Source organism: Rickettsia sp. (assembly GCF_965035265.1).
Genome location: NZ_CBCDJS010000122.1, coordinates 1 through 3,236, shown reverse-complemented (window position 1 = coordinate 3,236; position 3,236 = coordinate 1). Strand labels below are relative to the sequence as shown.

Here is a 3,236-nt window from a genome sequence, read left to right as displayed (position 1 = left end):
GGATCGTGCTTTGTTACAGCGATTACAGAGGGACAAATATTTTGCACCAACCGAGCATAATCATTAAAATCTTTCAGTTTAGGTAATATAAGTACTTTATCGACAAACGTTAAAGAGCTTAAAATTTTTGCTCGTTGCAATTGATTATGGATAGGCTGACGTTTTTTATATTTAATAATTGTTTCGTCCGGCTCTAAAGCAACGATTAAGTATTTACCTTGTTTTTTAGCTTTGCGTAGAAATTCTATATGACCGTAATGTAATAAATCAAAACAACCGCCTACTAGAACTATTTTACTATTTATAGGACAGTTTTTATTTAAAGAAATATTCTTATAATATTCTATTTTAGGCATTTTGACAGCATTATAGTTAGATGAACAGGAGATAAGATTTGTAAAAATTAATAAAAATAGAAAAAGTCTAAGCATAATCTTCGTCTTTATATAAGTTAATTTTTATTAATTTATATAAAGGATTTAATTTTAATCAATAAAAAACTAATAAAACAGAAATAAAACAAAATTTTACAATTTTCTATTGTAATTTGTTTGTATATAGTTCATATTATTATTAGTAATGAAAAATTGATTCAAATAATCTTCAGAGCAATTTTAATGAATGATACCGCACTATCTTATGATTTAAATGGCATATTACCATCATCTTTTATTAGTGCACGTCTTAGGAAAATCCTCACCTCTGCCTCCTTATTATTATTTATAGGATTAGTTGTTTTTGTTTCTTTTGCCGTTAATAATTATGTTAACGACACTTTGTCTATAAGTTTAGTACAGCCTGATAGTAGTGAAGAAGAAACAATTTCATTTAAAGAAGTAGTAGTAAAAAAAGGCGATACTATAAAATCAGTTTTGATAGAACAAAATATCCCTAAAAATGAAATAGAAAAAATTGTAAATTTAGTAAAAGAGGGTAAATTATCTTCTGCTCTTAAAATAGGGCAACAAATTACTTTTGAATATGAAACAAAAATCACCGAAAACGAGAATGAAGATTTAACCTCAGAGGTAACGTTCTTAAATAAAATCGTTATAATTATCGATAAGCTAAAAACTATTGAAGTAATTAGAGAAGGTGATAATTTTAAAGTTGAAGAAATTGTAGTACCTTTAAGTAAAAAAGTTGCTAAATCGTCGGTAAGTATTGAATCAAATTTTATGTCAGCCCTTAAAAAACTGGGTTTATCGAATAATAGTATAATAGAGCTGATTAATGCTTACGCCTATCAAATCGATTTTCAGCGTCAAATAAAAAGCGGTGATACTGCAACCGTAATAACGGAAAAATACGTAACGGAAGACGGTAAATTTTCCCACCACGGTAAAATTTTATATGTTTCATTAAATCTTTCAGGAAAAGAGTATAATATATATCGTTATTCCCATGATAATAACGCAAATAATCAGGTATTTTTTTCTGAAGACGGTAAAAGCGTAAAAAGAAGCTTACTTAAAACTCCGCTAAAAGTTATAAAGGTTTCTTCACATTACGGTAATAGAAAGCATCCGATACTTGGTTATACTAAACTGCATAAAGGAGTTGACTTCGCAGCTCCAACCGGTACACCTATATATTCCGCAGGAAACGGAGTTATAACAGAAATAGGGTGGAAGTCGGGTTACGGAAAATTTATTCAGGTAAAACATAGCGGGACGCTATCTACTGCTTACGCTCATGCTTCAAATTTTGCAAAAAATTTAAAAGTGGGAAGTATAGTAAAACAAGGGCAGATCATAGCATATGTCGGAAGTACGGGTAGAGCTACAGGACCACATTTACATTATGAAGTTAAAATTGACGGCAAACACGTTAATCCTATGTCAGTTAAGACAACACCGGGTGTAGAATTAAACGGAAAAAATTTAGAGAAATTTAAACAATTTAAGAAAGAAATAAAAACTTTAAATGTTAAGCTTGATAAGGAATTGCAAGCAGAGAAAGCAGTTGAGGTTTCATTGTAGAGTGAATCCTTGTCATACTGTAATTAAGTTGGTATTGCACGACTCTTATGTCATTCCCGCGTAGGCGGGAATCTAGTAAAACCTATAAAAAATAAGTTTTTTATAAGTTTATTTTATCATATATATTAAGGTTATTTTTTTCTGGATTCCCGCCTACGCGGGAATGACATTTACATTTATGTTCCTACTATTTAAAAAACTATACCTAACATTCGCTCGTAGTAGTCGTATAATAATAACATTAGTTATTATTGATCAGTTAAGCAAATGGTGGTTTATTGATAATTTAAGATGGAAACCGGGCTTAATGCTTAAGGTTACTTCTTTCTTAAATATGGTTTATACTTGGAATTACGGCATCAGTTTTGGATTAATGCGTGAATACTATCAATATAGTAATGCTATTTTCTTAATAACGAATACGCTTATTGTCTGTTACTTATACTACCTAATGGTGCGTTCAAAAACGATTGGAGGCTTTGCAGGTTATAGTTTTGTAATCGGTGGTGCCGTCGGTAATCTAATTGATAGATTTTTTAGAGGAGCAGTCTTTGACTTCATTCATTTTCATTATCAAAATTATAGTTTCCCCGTATTTAATTTAGCTGATTGCTTTATTACAATAGGAGTAATTATCTTAATAGAAGATTATTATAGTACTAAAAAAGTTATTGAAGAAAAAGCTAAAGAGAATTATGATAATGCCCAAATTGGAGCTATGGCTGAAAAAATTCGTAACACCGATCATAACGGTGACGATATAGTGAATTAACTTGGACTAGGGACGGTTAATTTAAAAGCGAGACTGCACAGCGTATATATAATGTGAGCACAGTCGAGGCGTGCAAAATTAGACTTCCTGCATAAGTCATCTTCTAAAGGTAATTTGTACGTCGAACCGGTACTCGAATCCTCACGTACGTTTGAGTACGCTGCGGTTCTGCGTTCCGTGTCTCCTTCAAATTTCTCTTTATAAGATGACTTATGCAGGAAGTCTGTTGATTGTCCCTAGTCCAAGTTAAAAAACTATAAAATATAATTTTAATCTAAAGGTGTTTAAGTGAAAAAAGTTTTTTTATTATTTACTGTTTTATTAATTACTTCTGCTTGTAGTAAAAAGTTAAAAGAAACAGTAGGCATATCAACAGCTGGACCTAATGAGTATCAAGTACAGCGTACTAAAGCAATTGCAACATTGAGTGCTGGCTATCAACAAGCACTTTCTTATGCCAAAACGCGTGTACAGGGTCCAGA

4 protein-coding genes and 1 pseudogene are annotated in these 3,236 nt (G+C 31.2%); 3 read left to right on the top strand and 2 right to left on the bottom strand.

Annotation, left to right across the window (positions count from 1 at the left end; all coding sequences use genetic code 11):
- Positions 1-389: FAD synthase family protein (locus AC1Z7D_RS06655; RefSeq protein ID WP_482603045.1), on the bottom strand; the 389-nt coding region annotated here is incomplete at its 3' end.
- A 228-nt stretch (positions 390-617) separates the two neighbouring features.
- On the opposite strand from AC1Z7D_RS06655, the gene AC1Z7D_RS06650 reads away from it, so the two are divergent.
- Together AC1Z7D_RS06650 and lspA are read left to right on the top strand one after the other, a co-directional pair.
- Positions 618-1,982 (top strand): peptidoglycan DD-metalloendopeptidase family protein, encoded by a 1,365-nt coding sequence (locus AC1Z7D_RS06650; RefSeq protein ID WP_482603043.1) that lies wholly within the window; start codon positions 618-620, stop codon positions 1,980-1,982.
- Positions 1,983-2,160: 178 nt separating this feature from the next.
- Complete coding sequence (gene lspA, locus AC1Z7D_RS06645) at positions 2,161-2,754, top strand: signal peptidase II (protein ID WP_482603041.1); 594 nt, start codon at positions 2,161-2,163, stop codon at positions 2,752-2,754.
- Positions 2,755-2,855: 101 nt separating this feature from the next.
- On the opposite strand, the pseudogene AC1Z7D_RS06640 reads toward lspA, so the two are convergent.
- Positions 2,856-2,972 (bottom strand): annotated as a pseudogene (locus tag AC1Z7D_RS06640) (palindromic element RPE1 domain-containing protein); the annotation flags it as partial.
- Between the two features lie 70 nt (positions 2,973-3,042).
- On the opposite strand from AC1Z7D_RS06640, the gene AC1Z7D_RS06635 reads away from it, so the two are divergent.
- The coding region (locus tag AC1Z7D_RS06635; RefSeq protein ID WP_482603039.1) for a DUF3035 domain-containing protein at positions 3,043-3,236 on the top strand (194 nt) is incomplete at its 3' end.